At 61.6% G+C, this 16198-nt stretch carries 12 protein-coding genes; 8 read left to right on the top strand and 4 right to left on the bottom strand.

Translation table 11 applies throughout. The features are described from left to right. Positions 1–9: 9 nt before the first annotated feature. Positions 10–2394, bottom strand: a complete 2385-nt coding sequence (locus tag G9X64_RS28255) for a putative bifunctional diguanylate cyclase/phosphodiesterase (RefSeq protein ID WP_171377830.1) — start codon at positions 2392–2394, stop codon at positions 10–12. Positions 2395–2499: 105 nt separating this feature from the next. On the opposite strand from G9X64_RS28255, the gene G9X64_RS28250 reads away from it, so the two are divergent. After that, entirely contained in the window at positions 2500–3306 is an 807-nt protein-coding gene (locus G9X64_RS28250) for an ABC transporter substrate-binding protein (RefSeq protein ID WP_168309628.1), read from the top strand. Between the two features lie 74 nt (positions 3307–3380). On the opposite strand, the gene fdhA is transcribed toward G9X64_RS28250, so the two are convergent. Next, positions 3381–4571 (bottom strand): formaldehyde dehydrogenase, glutathione-independent, encoded by a 1191-nt coding sequence (fdhA, locus tag G9X64_RS28245; RefSeq protein WP_168317513.1) that lies wholly within the window; start codon positions 4569–4571, stop codon positions 3381–3383. A gap of 450 nt (positions 4572–5021) precedes the next feature. Then, positions 5022–5924: a DMT family transporter gene (locus G9X64_RS28240; RefSeq protein ID WP_168309630.1), complete on the bottom strand. Its 903-nt coding sequence runs from the start codon at positions 5922–5924 to the stop codon at positions 5022–5024. Between the two features lie 113 nt (positions 5925–6037). Here G9X64_RS28240 and G9X64_RS28235 point away from each other — a divergent pair, with 113 nt between their 5' ends. Beyond that, on the top strand, positions 6038–6913 hold the full coding sequence (locus G9X64_RS28235; RefSeq protein ID WP_171377829.1) for a LysR substrate-binding domain-containing protein: 876 nt from the start codon (positions 6038–6040) through the stop codon (positions 6911–6913). Here G9X64_RS28235 and G9X64_RS28230 read toward each other — a convergent pair. Further along, the gene (locus tag G9X64_RS28230) at positions 6888–7886 is read right to left on the bottom strand and encodes a GlxA family transcriptional regulator (RefSeq protein ID WP_168309632.1); all 999 of its coding nucleotides are present in this window, start codon (positions 7884–7886) and stop codon (positions 6888–6890) included. The two genes, G9X64_RS28235 and G9X64_RS28230, sit on opposite strands and share 26 nt — an antisense overlap. Before the next feature lie 100 nt (positions 7887–7986). Here G9X64_RS28230 and bcoG point away from each other — a divergent pair, with 100 nt between their 5' ends. The 6 genes from bcoG (at position 7987) to G9X64_RS28200 (ending at position 16113) form a co-directional block, all read left to right on the top strand. Next, positions 7987–8889 (top strand): 3-dehydrocarnitine:acetyl-CoA trimethylamine transferase BcoG, encoded by a 903-nt coding sequence (gene bcoG, locus G9X64_RS28225; protein ID WP_018486111.1) that lies wholly within the window; start codon positions 7987–7989, stop codon positions 8887–8889. Between the two features lie 7 nt (positions 8890–8896). Continuing rightward, positions 8897–10387 carry a carnitine 3-dehydrogenase gene (locus G9X64_RS28220; RefSeq protein ID WP_171377828.1) on the top strand — a complete coding sequence of 497 codons (1491 nt, stop codon included), beginning with the start codon at positions 8897–8899 and terminating at the stop codon, positions 10385–10387. 10 nt (positions 10388–10397) lie between these two features. Beyond that, positions 10398–11558: an acyl-CoA dehydrogenase family protein gene (locus G9X64_RS28215; RefSeq protein WP_171377827.1), complete on the top strand. Its 1161-nt coding sequence runs from the start codon at positions 10398–10400 to the stop codon at positions 11556–11558. A gap of 4 nt (positions 11559–11562) precedes the next feature. Beyond that, on the top strand, positions 11563–13617 hold the full coding sequence (locus G9X64_RS28210) for an acetate--CoA ligase family protein (protein WP_168309635.1): 2055 nt from the start codon (positions 11563–11565) through the stop codon (positions 13615–13617). 6 nt (positions 13618–13623) lie between these two features. Continuing rightward, positions 13624–14406, top strand: coding sequence for a carnitinyl-CoA dehydratase (locus G9X64_RS28205; RefSeq protein ID WP_168309636.1), 783 nt, complete (start codon positions 13624–13626; stop codon positions 14404–14406). A gap of 117 nt (positions 14407–14523) precedes the next feature. Next, on the top strand, positions 14524–16113 hold the full coding sequence (locus G9X64_RS28200) for an ABC transporter substrate-binding protein (RefSeq protein ID WP_168309637.1): 1590 nt from the start codon (positions 14524–14526) through the stop codon (positions 16111–16113). The last annotated feature ends 85 nt before the right edge of the window (positions 16114–16198 follow it).

Below are 16198 nucleotides of genomic sequence, written 5' to 3'. Positions count from 1 at the left end.
AAAGCCCTCTCAGGCAACGGCGCCTGAAGCGGTCGAGATTAAACCGCTCTCAGCTTTCCGGAAACTGTCAAGGTCGCGAAGAGGAACCGGTTTGGAGAAGAAGTACCCTTGGAGGTCGGTGCAGCCGAGGGCCGCCAGAAAGTCGCGTTGGTATTCCGTTTCGACCCCTTCAGCTGTCGTCGAGATACCGAGGTTGCGGCTGAGCGTGACGATGGCGCCGATGATGGCCGCTCCGTTGGCCTTTGTGCCGAGCTGTGAGACGAAGGATCGATCGATCTTGATGCGGTCGATATCGAAGCGCACCAGATGGCTGAGGCATGAAAAGCCAGTTCCGAAATCATCGAGCGAAATCTGAACACCCCGGCTGCGCAGCGACCTCAGCACCGTATAGACGTCCGAGTTATCCTCGATCAGCGAGGACTCGGTGAGCTCGAGCTCAAGCCGGGACGGTGGCAGGCCGGTCTCCTGGAGCATGGCGAAGACTTCCTCGGCAAAATTCGGCCTTCTCAACTGGGCGGGAGACACGTTGACCGCAACAAATGTGTTTTCAGGCCATTGGCAGGCGGCTCTGCAGGCTTCGCGCAAGACCCAGAAACCGAGAGCGTCGATGAGGCCGCCCTCCTCGGCGACAGGGATGAAGCTCGCAGGCGTCAATAGTCCGCGCTGACTGTGACGCCAACGCACCAGAGCCTCCGCGCCCGACGCCGAGTATCCTGCCTCAGCGCGATGTACCGTTTGGTAATAGACCTCGAGCGATCCGAAATCCGGCCCGTTTACAATCGGATCGGATTGCGGACCGTCAGCGGATGAGGCCGTGCCTTTAGCCAGAACGTCCCGCAATTCGTTCTTGAGAATGTCGCGCGCATTCCTGCCGCCGTCCATGGACGGTGAATAGAGACGCCACTGGCCTCTTCCCCCCATCTTTGCCTCGTACAGCGCGACGTCGGCATAGCGCATGATGTCATCGGCATTCCGCCCGGCGTCCGGCACGACGGTTACGCCGATCGAGCCGCCGACGCGTGCAACGGCCTCGCCTCTCAAAAGCGGGAAGGGTTTGCCAAGTTCGGTAACGATCGCTTCGCATATTGCCGGCAAAACGTGATCATGATCTTTGATGTCCCGGAGAAGCAGGGCGAATTCGTCCCCTCCGAGCCGGGCAAGCGTGTCGCCTGGACGAAGCAGGGAACGGATCCGCTCCGCAGCCATGCTGATAAGTTCATCGCCGGCGGCATGGCCGAAAGTGTCGTTGACCGCTTTGAAGCGGTCGAGGTCGAGAAGTGCTACCGCCGAGCGTTCGGTCGAATTCTGTGTCTCAGCCAGGCACTCGTCGAACCGCATCGCGAACAAGGCGCGGTTGGGAAGATCGGTCAGCACATCATGCAAGGCAAGCTGCCTTGCGTGCAGCTCGCTTCTCTTCAACTCGCCGAGACTGCTTCGCAGGCGCACCAGCAAGACCGAGAACAGGATCGCGATCACCAAGGCGGCAATCGACAGCGCCGGCATCAATCGGCCAATCACCCTCGAACCTGGAAGATCGGGTCGCCATACGATGAAGCCGATCGGTTCGCCGTTTGCCGTGGCGTCAATCTGGAACGCAACCTCATTTTCGTCTGCATCGGCCGTGCGCGCGAAGCGCGCGCCATTGAGGCCCTGTTCCCGGCTCAATTCATCCAGCGCCGCACCATCGATAAACCGCACGACGATCAGGAATTGCCGCATCGGCTGCTGCTGCCTCTCAGTGGCCTCGTTGATGGCGACGACGCCGACGATCGTCGGTCGACCTTCCAGCCGCATCAGATTGGCCAGCGCCCGGCTGGAACGGGCACTCGCAAGACGGCTTTCCATTGAGGACGGCGTTCGTTCGTTGGAAACCGTGCCGTGTCTCACCCCAAGCCGGACATCCTGAAGGAGAGGCAAGAAGAGAGGCTTCATCCAGCGATAACGCTTTTCTGTTCGGGCATCTGCCAGCATGAGCAGTTGCGCCTTCTCGTCAACGACAAAGGCCTGGTCATAGCCGAAGGCGGACATTGCGGTCTGGCTGATCGCACTCCCGGCCGCCGCCGTCAGAACGGCCTCGAGGCTGGAGGAGCCTCCCGTCGAGCGGGCGGCAGGATAAACACGTGTGAGGTAACCGTTGCCGAACTGGCCGATAACATGGGCGACTTGATCGACCTGTTCCCGCAGGCGCGCATTCACTAGCTGGCGCTGTCGATCAAGGGCTGCAGCGTCGCTCTCGGTTCCTGCCCAGAGCGCCGAAAGCACGACAAGTCCGATCGCTCCAAGTCCGCTGACGGCAATAAGAAACAGAATTCTTCCCGAAGCGATCCAGGATTGCTGAAACGTGTTGGAGCTGGAAGGAAGAACGATGTGCAAGCGTAGACCCCTGAACACCACGACGCGGGCGCATTCGTCGACGCTAACAAAGAAGCGTTCACGTAGAATTAAAAGCTGTGACCTACTATTGCGCGATATCGACTACGTCCCAAGGAGCTCCCGACGATGTTGCGCATATCCATTCAGACTATACTGCGCGGAGCGCTGATGGCGGGCGGGATTGGTATCTTTCTGGCCGCGACCTCGCCGCTCGAGGTGGTTGCGCAAGATCGCACGCCGATGAGAATTGCCGTCGAAGGTGCGTTTCCGCCCTTCAACTATCTCGATGCAAATAACAAGCTTCAAGGCTTCGATATCGATATTGCCAATGCGCTGTGCGAGGTCGGCAAGTTCGAATGCCAATTCATCATCGAGAAGTGGGACGACATCATCCCCAATCTCGTTGCGGAAAAATACGACGCGATCATCTCATCCATGTCGATGAGCCTTGAGCGGCGTCAAAAGGTTGCCTTCACTGAAAAATACTACAACAGCCCGTCGGTGTTCATCGTACGGAAGGATTCGTCGATCAACGACATCAGCCCCGCCGCGCTCAGCGACAAAAAACTTGGGGTGACATCGTCGACAGCGCAGGAATCTTTTGCCAACCATCTTTATCCGGAGATGAAAAAGACCGTTTTTCGGTCTTCGCCCGAATTATATAAGGGTCTGGCGGATGGGAACGTCGACATTATCCTTGAGGATAAACTCGCCATCTACGACTGGATTGCCAACACCAAAGCAGGAAGCTGCTGCGAGTTCAAAGGGCCGGATCTGGTCGACATCACATACTTCGGTGAGGGCGCCGGTATCGCGCTGCGCCTGGATGATAAGGAGCGTCTGACGCGCCTGAACGAAGCGCTGAAGAGCATCAAGGCGGATGGGACCTATGACATGATCAACGCAAAATATTTCCCGTTCAGCATCCAGTAGTTCGCCAGCCAATTTTCGAGAATGCGGGATGGCCGGGATTTCGCCCGGCCATTTCTATGTCTGCAGTCTTGTCGCTATGCGGCTTTCGCCACCTCCCCGTGCGGATCGAGGACATATTTCGTCGCCGCTCCCTGGTCGAAGCTCTCATATCCATTGGCGGCATCGTCGAGCGGGATGACCTTGGCGTTGACGATATCGGCAATTGGCAGCCGGTCGTGGAGGATCGCCTGCATGAGCTGCCGATTGTATTTGATTACCGGAGTCTGGCCGGTGTGGAAGGACTGTGCCTTGGCCCATCCGAGGCCGAAACGAAGCGAAAGATTGCCGTGTTTGGCGGCGTTGTCGACGGCGCCCGGATCCTCGGTAACGTAAAGGCCGGGAATGCCGATCGAACCCGCGGCACGGGTAATCTCCATCATTTGATTGAGGACGATCGCCGGCTGTTCGCCGCCCGAGTGGCCGCGTGCCTCGAAGCCGACCGCATCAATGGCGCTGTCCACCTCATTGCTGCCGACGACCTGCGCGATCATGTCGCCGAGACGGTCGCTCTTCGACAGGTCGATCGGTTCGAAACCGACCTTCGCCGCATGCGCCAGACGGTCCTTGTTGAAATCGCCGATCATAACGACGGCAGCGCCGAGAATGCGAGCCGAAGCCGCAGCCGCAAGGCCGACAGGGCCGGCGCCTGCGACATAGACGGTCGAGCCGACACCGACGCCTGCCCGCACTGCGCCATGGAAGCCGGTGGGCAGAATGTCGGAGAGCATGGTGAGATCGCGGATCTTCGCCATCGCCTTGTCCCGATCAGGGATTTTCAGCAGATTGAAATCTGCATAGGGAATGGTGACGTAGCGCGCCTGTCCGCCGATCCAGCCGCCCATGTCGACATAACCGTAAGCACCACCGGCGCGGGCCGGGTTTACCGTCAGGCAGACACCGGTATCCTGAGACTTGCAGCAGCGGCAACGGCCGCAGGCGACATTGAAAGGCACCGAGACGATATCGCCGATGTCGAGCATCTCGACGTCGATGCCCTTCTCGATGATCTCGCCAGTGATTTCATGACCGAGGATCAGGCCCGGCATCGCCGTCGTGCGGCCGCGGACCATGTGTTGATCGGAGCCGCAGATATTGGTCGATATCACCTTCAGGATGACGCCGTGTTCGATGCGGCGGCCGTCGGGCGCTTCCAGCTTCGGATCGTCGATGTCGCGCACTTCGACCTTGCCAGGACGGAGATAGACGACGCCTCTATTTTTGCTCATGGATTCCTCCCACGTGTTTGAAATGCCTCGATCCGCAACCAATGCAGCCGACGGCAAACTTTCCTCCGGCCTGCCTCCTCTGCAGTCCGGCATGTCAATACCGCCGCATCGGGCGATACTCGAATTCTGCAAATAGGCGGGGACGGATTGAATGGAAGGGAGGAGCGAACGCTGAAGCTTTAGCCTGTCGTGTTCGTGATCGCCTGCCGCAATCTGTCGGTCTGCTGCGCAAAGAGCTGGTTTCCGGGCTTGAGAATCTCCTTTCGGTCGATCTAGGTGTCTTTCCGAATTATCATCCGGCGATGTCCTTGAGGATCTCGGTTCCTCTGCCGCTTACACCTTCAGCAAACCACGCCGTGCGCAAAACAGCGCTCATGAAAACGACAGGGCGCAACTCAAAGACGACAGTCGGGAAGACAGGACAATCTGCCTGCGCGGCGATGACGCTGTTCAGGAACGCTGCCGCTGCCCGCGCTTGAAGTCCACAACCGTGTGCCAGAACACGGCGCCGAGAATGATCGTGCCGCCGAAAAAGGTGGCGATGGGCGGCTCCTCGGAAAACAGCAGCCAGACCCAGAAGGGCGTCAGCACGATTTCCATCGTGCCGATCAGCGCCGCCTCCGCCGGCGGCATTCGCTTCGCTCCGGCAAGGAAGAGCACCAGCGCGAGAGAGAAATTGGTCGCGCCGAAAGCGGCGAGCACGATCCAGTTGTGGAGGTCGAGCGAGCCGACCGAACCGAACGGAGCGAAGATGACCAGCGTCAGGAAGGCGCTGACCACGGTCGGCGGCAGGCTCGGCACATCAGGACTGATGCGCGGAATGATGATGACGAGCGCGAAGGACGCCGTCATGCCGAGCGCCAGCAGGTCGCCCCAACCGGTACCGCCGCCGATCGACGAGGCGACGATGACCGCAACGCCAAGGAGCGAGATGCCGCCTGCAATCAGCGTCCGCCCGGAGACCCTCTCCCGGAGAATGACCCAGCCGAGCAACGCTGCGATGAAAGGCGCGGTCGCATAGATCATCGTCACATTGGCGACGGTGGTCATGTAGAGCGCCCCGATGAAGCATACCTGACTGAAGGTCTGGCATGCGATCATGGCAAGACCGGACGGATGGAAGACGGATCGCCATTGCTGCCGTGAGATGCCCCCTTCGAGGAAAAGGCAGGGGATCAGCAGGAACAGGCCGCCAAACAACGACCGCCAGGCGATCGCAGTCCATACGTCAGTCGTCAGGAGCCGCGAATAGACGCCACTCGCGCTCCAGGCAAGCGTCGCGGCAATGATGAGAAGCACACCCTTCTCGTGCTCGCTGCCTGCGAGGCGTCTGGCCGGATTTTCAATGGTCACGCAGATATTCTCAAAGAAGGAAGTCGAACGCGGCTCTTTTGTGCGCCCAGAATTGACATCAGACAAACGAATAGTAGAGATGACTACCATCGATTTTTTCTATGGCTATTCCGATGCACGAACCGATTGAGAGCGACCTGCTGAGAACCTTCCTGGTCGTTGCCGAAACCTCCAATTTCTCCGCCGCCGCCCAACGCATCGGGCGAACACAATCGGCCGTCAGCACCCAGATCAAGAGGCTCGAGCAGACGATCGGCGAAACGTTGTTCGAGCGCGGCGCCCGCGGCGTGCTGCTCACACGCCAGGGCATACAGCTGGTGCCCTACGCCCGCAGGATCATCGACCTCCTGAACGAGGCCGCCGCGACGATCCGCAGCAAGCCGCTGGATGGACCGGTACGTATCGGAATTCCCGAGGAATACAGCCAGACGGTACTGCCGGCGGCCCTTGCGGCTTTCGCTGTCCGCCACCCAGCCGTCGAGGTCACCGTGTCCTGCGACTATACCGTCCGCAACCTGGCCGCCCTCGAGCGGGACGAGCTCGATCTGGCCGTCGTTTTCGATTGGAGCGATGAGACGAAAGGCGAGGTCATCTGCATCGATCCCACAGTCTGGGTGACATCGATGGTCCACCGGCTGCACGACATCGATCCCCTGCCGATTGCGACCTATCGCAATTCCACCTGGTCGCGCGATTTTGCGCTCCGGTCGCTGGAGCAGATCGGCCGCAACTTTCGCATCGCCTTCATCGCCGATACCGGCTCGGGGCTGAAGAATGCCGTGATCGCAGGCCTTGCCGTCACCACGCTTTCCCGCAGCAGCATTCCGCCCGGCTGCCGGGAACTCACCGCCGAAGATGGTTTCCCTCCAGTCGATTCCTCCAAGGTCGTGCTCCGTCGGAGCACTTACCGTTCCAGCGAGGCTGTGCGCGAACTTGCTGAAATGATACGGGATGCGTTTCAGCCTATGCCCGCATCTCCGATGACGTGATGCGTCGGCGAAGGCGGCGCCGGGTCTCCGACGGGCTCTCGGAAAAACTTGCCCGGTAGCTTCTCGCAAAGGCCGAGGCCGAGTTGAAGCCGGTCGCCGCCGCGATATCGGCGAAGGAGGCCGCCGTCTCGATCACCTTGCGGCGGGCCGCATTCAAGCGGAGCGCGAGATAATGCACATGCGGCGGCGCGCCGATACTCTGCTGGAAGAGATCCTGCAGATGCCTTGCGCTGATGCCCACCCTGCGGGCGAGCCGCGTGAGAATCAGAGGCTGCTCGATATGTTCCTCCATCAGTCGCACCGCTTGCGCAACACGGGGATCGTGCATGCGCAACCCGGCCGCGGCTGCGGAAAGAGGCTCATCGGCATGGAAGGACGGCTGCTCGTAACGGAATAGACGGCTGACCTCGAGCGCCAGCGAATAACCCTGCCGTTGCCGGATCACCTCCAGCATCAGGTCGACGGTCGGAAGCGAACCCGAGGTCGTTAGCCGCTTGCCGTCGATGACGAACCGATCCTTGACGGCCCGCACTTGCGGATAGGCCAGCGCAAAATCCTCGTAGTCCTCCCAGTGAACGGTCGCCGGCAGTCCGTCGAGCAGGCTGGCTTCGGCCAGCAGCCAGGTGCCGGACTCGATGCCGGCAATCACCGTGCGATAGCGGGCGGCCTGGGAGAGCTGCATCTTGAGCGCCGGCGTCGCACTTCGGCGCCAGTTGTAACTGGCCAGCACGAACAGCGGCGTATCCTCGGTCGTCGCCTTGAAAGCGCCTTGGGCGGGCACGGCAATGTTGCTGGTGGTCGGAATCGATGCTCCATCCGGCGTCAGCAGCCGCCAGCGATAGAGCTCGCTGCCGGAAATGCGGTTGGCGCCGCGCAACGGCTCGATGACCGAGGCAATCAGGATCAGGTTCGCGTCCGGCAGGACGAGAAGGTCGATATCGAGCCGTTCCGTCGATCGCTGCAGCAAGGTCATCTCCCTTAGGTTCCGATAATGTATCGATTGCTTCCGAAATTGCAACGCATCGCCATCCATCCTGTCGCGTAATGCGGATAAGACGAGGGAGAACAAAAACATGCCTCTTGCGATGAACCGCGATGTTTTCATCACCTGCGCCGTCACCGGCGCCGGCGACACGGTTTCCAGATCCAGCCACGTGCCGATCACCCCCAAGCAGATCGCCGAATCCGCGATCGATGCGGCAAAGGCCGGTGCGGCGGTCGTTCACTGCCATGTCCGCGATCCGGAAACGGGTGCCGCCAGTCGGCGCAACGATCTCTACAGGGAAGTTACCGACCGCATCCGCTCGGCGGATGTCGACGTCGTTCTCAATCTCACCGCCGGCATGGGCGGTGACCTGATCTTCGGGGACGTCGAAAGCCCCCTTCCCCTCAATCCTAAGGGCACGGATATGGCGGGCGCCACCGAGCGTGTCAGCCACGTCGCCGAATGCCTGCCTGAAATCTGCACGCTCGACTGCGGCACGATGAATTTCAACCTCGGCGACTATGTCATGACCAACACGCCGGCCATGCTGCGGGCGATGGCAAAGAAGATGACCGATCTCGGCGTGCGCCCCGAAATCGAGGCCTTCGATACCGGCCATCTCTGGTTTGCCAAGCAGCTTGCCGAGGAAGGCCTGATCGAAGATCCGGTGCTGATCCAGCTCTGCATGGGCATTCCATGGGGTGCGCCCGACGATCTCAATACCTTCATGGCGATGGTCAACAATGTGCCTGAGAGCTGGACCTTTTCGGCCTTTTCGATCGGCCGCAACGCCATGGCCTATCCGGCGGCAGCCGTTCTCGCCGGCGGCAATGTGCGCGTCGGCCTGGAAGACAACCTCTTTGTCGGCAAGGGCCAACTCGCCACCAATGCTGAGCTCGTCGAAAAGGCCGTGCAGGTGGTCGAAGGCATGGGTGCCCGGATCATCGGCCCGGAAGATGTTCGCAAGAAACTCAAACTGACGAAGCGCTGAGGACGGCATGACAGGGATCAACAAGGCGGCTTGTATCGGCGGCGGCGTCATTGGCGGCGGATGGATCGCGCGTTTTCTGCTGGCCGGCATCGACGTTGATGTATTCGATCCGCATCCGGAGGCGAGCCGCATCGTCGGCGAAGTCATCGCCAATGCCGAAAAAGCCTATGCCATGCTGACCGGCGCACCCCTGCCGCCGCGCGGCAGGCTGACCTTCTGCACGACGCTCGAGGAAGCCGTCGCCGGCGCCGATTGGATTCAGGAAAGCGTGCCGGAAAGGCTCGACCTCAAGCGCAGCGTCCTGGCTGAGATCGATGCCGCGGCGCGCCCGGACGCCCTGATCGGCTCTTCCACATCAGGTCTGCTGCCGACCGATCTGCAGCGCGACATGAAGCATCCCGAACGCCTTTTTGTCGCCCATCCCTATAATCCCGTCTACCTCTTGCCGCTCGTCGAAATCGTCGGCGGCGAGCAGACCTCGGCGGCGACCATCAAGGCGGCGATGGATCGACTGGCGCCGATCGGCATGAAGGGCGTCCACATCGCCAAGGAGATCGAGGCCTTTGTCGGCGACCGGCTGCTCGAAGCGCTCTGGCGCGAGGCCTTGTGGCTCATCCACGACGATATCTGCACCGTCGAGACGCTTGATGACGTCATCCGCTACTCCTTCGGCCTGCGTTGGGCGCAGATGGGCCTGTTCCAGACCTACCGCATTGCCGGCGGCGAGGCCGGCATGCGCCACTTCCTCGCTCAGTTCGGTCCATGCCTCGCCTGGCCCTGGACCAAGCTCACCGATGTCGTCGATCTCGACGATGCGCTGATCGAAAAGGTCGGCCGGCAATCTGACGAACAGGCGGCCGGCCTGTCGATCCGCGAGCTTGAACGCATCCGCGACGAAAACCTCGTTGGCATCCTGCAGGCCCTAAAGGGCGGTCACGACGGCAAGGGCTGGGGCGCCGGCAAGCTGCTGAAGGACTTCGAGCAATCGCTCTGGGCGCAAGGCGGCAAGGCGACCGCGTCATTCGATCCGTCGAAGCCGCTGAGGCTCGTCGAGACGAAGGTCGGCCCCGCCTGGGTCGACTATAACGGCCATATGACCGAGCATCGCTACCTGCAGATTTTCGGCGATACGTCAGACGCATTGCTGCGCCTCATCGGCGTCGATCTCGCCTATGTCGAGGCGGGGCAGAGCTATTACACGGTGGAAACCCACATCCGCCATCTCGGCGAAGCAAAGCTCGGCCAGGCCATCCATTCGACCTGCCAGATCCTTGGTGTCGACGAGAAGCGGCTGCACGTCTTCCACACCCTGTACGACACGGTGACGGGCGAGGCTCTCGCAACCGCCGAGCACATGTTGCTGCATGTCGACAGCAAGGCCGGCAAGGCCGTGCCGGCGCCGGCTGATATCATCGACAAGGCGAAGGCGATCGCCAGAGCCCATGCGGAGTTGGCCGCGCCCGAAGGTGTCGGCCGTCACGTCGGCCAGAAACGGTAGGAGGATCGGCATGGATTTCGGACTGAGCGAAGAACAGGGAATGATCGTCGAGACGGTCCGCGCCTTCGTCGAGACCGAAATCTATCCGCATGAGAACGAAGTCGAGCGGACGGGCATCGTCCCGCCGGAGCTCGGACGCGAGATCCAGCGCAAATGCATCGATCTCGGCTTCTATGCCTGCAATTTCCCCGAGGAAGTCGGCGGCGCCGGCCTCGACCATGTCACCTTCACGCTGGTCGAGCGGGAGCTCGGGCGTGGGTCTCTCGGGCTGACGGTCTTCTTCGGCCGGCCCTCCGGCATCCTGATGGCATGCGAGGGCGAGCAGCGTGAGCGCTATCTCCTGCCCGCGGTGCGTGGCGAGAAGATCGATGCGCTTGCCATCACCGAGCCGGACGCCGGTTCCGATATGCGCGGCATGAAATGCGCCGCCCGCCGCGACGGCAGCGACTTCGTGCTGAACGGCACGAAACACTTCATTTCGCATGCCGATGTCGCAGATTTCGTCATCGTCTTTGCCGCGACCGGCGAGGAAGAGACGCCGAAAGGCATCAAGAAGAAGATCACGGCCTTCCTCGTGGATCGCGGCACGCCGGGCTTCGAAATCCTCAAAGGCTACGATTCCGTTTCGCATCGCGGCTATCACAACTGCACGCTCAGCTTCGAAGATTGCCGCATTCCCGAAGCCCAAGTGCTGGGCGAGGTGCATCGCGGCTTCGATATCGCCAACCAGTGGCTCTACGGCACGCGGCTGACGGTTGCCGCCACCTGCGTCGGCCGGGCGCGGCGGGTCTTCGACCTGGCCCTGCCCTATGCCGCCGAGCGCAAGCAATTCGGCAAACCGATCGGCGCCAATCAGGGCGTGTCGTTCAAGCTCGCCGACATGATCACCGAGATCGACGCGGCCGACTGGCTGACGCTTGCCGCCGCCTGGCAGGTCGATGCCGGCCGCCCTGCGGACCGGCAGATCGCTTCGGCCAAGCTCTACGCTTCCGAAATGCTCGCCCGCGTCACGGATGAGGCGATCCAGATCTTCGGTGGCATGGGACTGATGGACGACCTGCCGCTCGCCCGCTTCTGGCGCGATGCGCGCGTCGAGCGCATCTGGGACGGCACCTCGGAAATCCAGCGGCATATCATCAGCCGCGACCTGCTCAGACCCCTGGGAGCGTGACCCGATGACGCCTCGTCCGCTCGACCGCCTGCTCAGACCGCAATCGATCGCCGTCTTCGGCGGCCGCGAGGCGCGCAGGGTGATCGAGCAATGCGACCGCATGGGTTTTGCCGGCGAGATCTGGCCCGTTCATCCAAAACTCGACGAAGTGCTCGGGCGGCCCTGCTACCGCTCCGTATCCGATCTGCCTTCGGCGCCGGACGCCGCCTTCGTCGGCGTCAACAGGACCTTGACCGTCGAGATCGTCCGCAGCCTTTCTGAGGCCGGTGCCGGCGGAGCAGTCTGTTATGCATCGGGCTTCAGCGAGGCGACGGGTGAACTCGGCGACGGCGCCGAGCTGCAGCGGGCCCTTTTGCAGGCTGCTGGCGACATGCCGATCCTCGGGCCGAATTGCTACGGGCTTATCAACGGTCTCGACGGTGCGCTGCTCTGGCCCGATCAGCATGGCATGCAGCGTATCGATCGTGGCGTCGCGGTCCTTACGCAATCCTCCAATATCGCCATCAACCTGACCATGCAGACCCGCGGCCTGCCGATCGCCTATGTGGTCACGGCCGGCAATCAGGCGCAGACATCGCTTGCCGATGTCGCCTGCGCACTGATCGACGATCCGCGTGTGACGGCGGTGGGCCTTCATGTCGAAGGTTTCGGCGATCTCTCTGCACTCGAACGCCTGGCTTCCATGTCCCGGCAGTCGAGGAAGCCGGTCGTCGTGCTGAAGGTCGGCAGGTCCGAGCAGGCCAAACGCGCGGCGGTGTCGCATACCGCCTCGCTTGCCGGCAGCGATGCCGTCGCGGATGCCGTGCTCGCCCATCTCGGTATTGGCCGTGTCCAGACCTTGCCGGCACTGCTCGAAACCCTGAAGCTGCTGCATGTCGCCGGCCCGCTCGCAAATCATTCGATCTCGTCGATGAGCTGTTCCGGGGGTGAAGCTTCGCTGATGGCGGATGCCGCCGTCGGTCGCAATGTGGAATTCGCAACCCTGCAGCCGCAACAATTGCCCCGTCTGCGGCGGGTCCTCGGCGAGATGGTGACGCTTTCCAATCCGCTCGATTACCACACCTTTGTCTGGGGGGATCTCGCACGCCAGACCGAAGCCTTCAGCGCCATGTTCGAGGGCGGCTATGCCCTCAATCTCGTCGTCTTGGACTTCCCCCGCGGCGACCGCTGCGACGCGTCCGAATGGGCGATGACGGCAGACGCAGTCATGGCGGCCGCCGCTGCAACCGGTGCGCTGGCCGGGGTTCTGGCGACCCTTCCGGAAAACATGCCGGAGCCGATCGCCGATCGGCTGATGGCAAACGGCATCATTGCCTTCTGCGGTATCGACGAAACCATCATTGCGGCGGAAATCGCCGCCAGCATCGGCCGAGCCTGGGAAGCGCCATCTCGCCTGCCGCTGCTAGACGTGTCCTTTATGGACGGCGAGATCGAGACGCTGACGGAAGCCGATGCGAAGGTTGAGCTTGCCGCCTTCGGCCTTCCGGTTCCGGAAGGGCTGTTGGCCTCCTCTCCCGGTCAAGCGGCCGAGCAGGCCGAGCGGCTCGGTTTCCCCGTCGTGCTGAAAGCGCTCGGCATTGCCCACAAGACCGAGGCCGGGGGCGTCGTACTCAACCTGGAGGATAGTAAGGCCGTGTCGAATGGGGCGGCGGCAATGCCGCCGAACTCAGGCTATCTCGTCGAGAAAATGATCGATCCACCGGTCGCCGAGCTCATTGTCGGCGCCATCCGCGACCCTGTCTTCGGATTGTCGCTGACGCTTGGAGCGGGCGGAATCTTCGTTGAATTGCTTGAGGATTCCGTCATCCTGCCGCTTCCGGCGACGAAAACCGACATCCACGCGGCGATTTCACGCCTCAAACTAGCAAAATTGCTCTCTGGCTATCGCGGGCGGCCGAAAGGCGACCTCGAAGCGGCTGTCGGCGCTGTCTCAGCAGCGGCAGATTATGTCGTAAAGAACGCGGCATCCCTGGAGGAACTGGACATTAATCCATTGATGGTTCTTCCCGAAGGGCGTGGCGTTGCCGTAGTCGATGCTCTGATACGGCGGAGGAGGTAGCAAAGGTTGAGCGATCCCATTCGTACACGACAGAACGGCGGCGTGCTCGAAGTCGTCATCGACCGGCCGAAGGCGAATGCCATCGACCTGGCGACCAGTCGTTCCTTGGGGTTGATCTTCCGGGACTTCCGCGACGATCCGGCCCTGCGTGTCGCCATCGTGTCGGGCGCGGGTGAGAAGTTCTTCTGCGCCGGATGGGACCTCAAGGCGGCGGCATCAGGCGATGCGGTCGACGGAGATTACGGTGTTGGCGGCTTCGGCGGGCTGCAGGAACTGCGCGACCTCAACAAGCCGGTCATCTGTGCCGTCAACGGCATCTGTTGCGGCGGCGGTCTGGAGATTGCGCTGTCGGCCGACCTGATCCTCGCCGCCGAGCATGCAACCTTTGCCTTGCCGGAAATCCGCTCGGGTACGGTAGCCGATGCGGCTTCGATCAAGCTGCCGAAGCGCATCCCATACCATATCGCCATGGACATGCTTTTGACGGGACGCTGGCTCGACGTTCACGAGGCGCATCGCTGGGGTTTCGTCAACGAGGTCCTGCCGGCCGATAGGCTGATAGAGAGAGCGTGGGAGCTTGCCCGCTTGCTCGAAAGCGGGCCGCCGCTTGTCTATGCGGCCATCAAGGAAATCGTGCGCGAAGCAGAGGGTTCGACGTTCCAGACTGCCATGAACAAGATCACCAAGCGGCAGTTTGCGACGGTCGACACGCTCTATTCGAGCGAGGACCAATTGGAAGGCGCGCGGGCCTTCGCCGAGAAGCGAAGCCCTATTTGGAAAGGAAAGTAACAGGCGGCGACAACCGCAACATCTTCCCGCATGATTGCGGGCACCGGAGGGGGAGAGGAACCGCCTGCGGACCAGCCCGGAAGTTCTGTCAACGCACCATAAAGAAGGAACTGGGGAATGAACGACTACACCAAATATCTCGCAAGCCGTGTCACCGCCGGCGGGCTCAGCCGCCGCGAATTCATGGGACGCGCCATGGCAGCCGGCATCACACTTGCCGTCGCCGACAAGCTCTTCACCGAAAGTGCCGAAGCCGCCGAACCGAAGCGCGGCGGCCACCTGAAGCTCGGCCTTGAAGGCGGTGCAGCCACCGATTCCAAGGACCCGGCGAAGTTCCTGTCGCAGGTCATGTTCTGCATCGGCCGCTGCTGGGGCGACATGCTGGTCGAATCCGATCCGCTGACGGGTGCCGCTGTGCCCTCACTCGCCGAATCCTGGGAGCCTTCGAAGGATGCTGTCACCTGGACCTTCAAGATCCGCAAGGGCGTCAAGTTCCACGATGGCAAGGAACTGACGATCGACGACGTCGTTGCGACACTGAAGCGTCATACCGATGCGAAGTCGGAGTCCGGCGCGCTCGGTGTTCTCGGCTCGATCAAGGAGATCAAGGCCGACGGCGGCAATCTCGTGCTGACGCTCAGCGAAGGCAATGCCGACATGCCGCTGCTGCTGTCCGACTACCATCTGGTCATCCAGCCGAACGGCGGCGTCGACGATCCTCTCGCCTCGATCGGCACCGGCCCCTACAAGATGACGAGCTTCGAGCCCGGCGTCCGCGCCACCTTCGAAAAGAACAAGGATGACTGGCGCACCGACCGCGGCTATGTCGATTCGATCGAAATCATCGGCATGAACGACGCCACCGCCCGCATCGCAGCCCTGTCGTCCGGCCAGGTGCACTATATTAACCGCGTCGACCCGAAGACCGTCAACCTCTTGAAGCGCGCCCCGAACGTCGAGATTCTCTCGACCGCCGGCCGCGGCCACTACGTCTTCATCATGCATTGCGACAAGGCGCCGTTCGACAACAACGACCTGCGCCTCGCCCTCAAATACGCCATGGACCGCGAGACCATGGTGGAGAAGATCCTCGGCGGTTATGGCAAGGTCGGCAACGACTTCCCGATCAACAGCACCTATGCGCTGTTTCCCGAGGGCATCGAGCAACGCGTTTACGATCCCGACAAGGCCGCGTTCCACTACAAGAAGTCGGGCCATAGCGGTTCGGTGCTTCTGCGCACCTCCGAGGTCGCCTTCCCCGGCGGTGTCGACGCAGCCGTCCTCTACCAGGAGAGCTGCAAGAAGGCCGGCATCGAGATTGAGGTCAAGCGCGAGCCGGGCGACGGTTACTGGACCAATGTCTGGAACGTCCAGCCCTTCTCGACCTCCTATTGGGGTGGCCGTCCGACGCAGGACCAGATGTATTCCACCGCCTATCTCTCGACGGCGGACTGGAACGACACCAAGTTCAAGCGTCCTGACTTCGACAAGCTCCTGCTGCAGGCCCGCTCCGAACTTGATGAGGCCAAGCGCAAGGACATGTATCGCACCATGGCGATGACGGTGCGTGACGAAGGTGGGGTAATCCTGCCAATGTTCAACGATTTCGTGAATGCCTCCACCAAGCAGGTGAAGGGTTATGTCCATGACATCGGCAACGACATGTCGAACGGTTACGTCGCGACCCGCGTCTGGCTGGACGCCTGAGGGCATGGGGGCGTTTGCCCCTCCGATCTCCAACGAAGCCTGGACCGTGGGATGAAAACCCGCGGTCCTCCCGACGTTTTAGCGC

This window comes from Rhizobium sophorae (assembly GCF_013087515.1).
Lineage (GTDB): Bacteria > Pseudomonadota > Alphaproteobacteria > Rhizobiales > Rhizobiaceae > Rhizobium > Rhizobium sophorae.
This window is presented reverse-complemented; position numbering and strand designations above follow the sequence as displayed.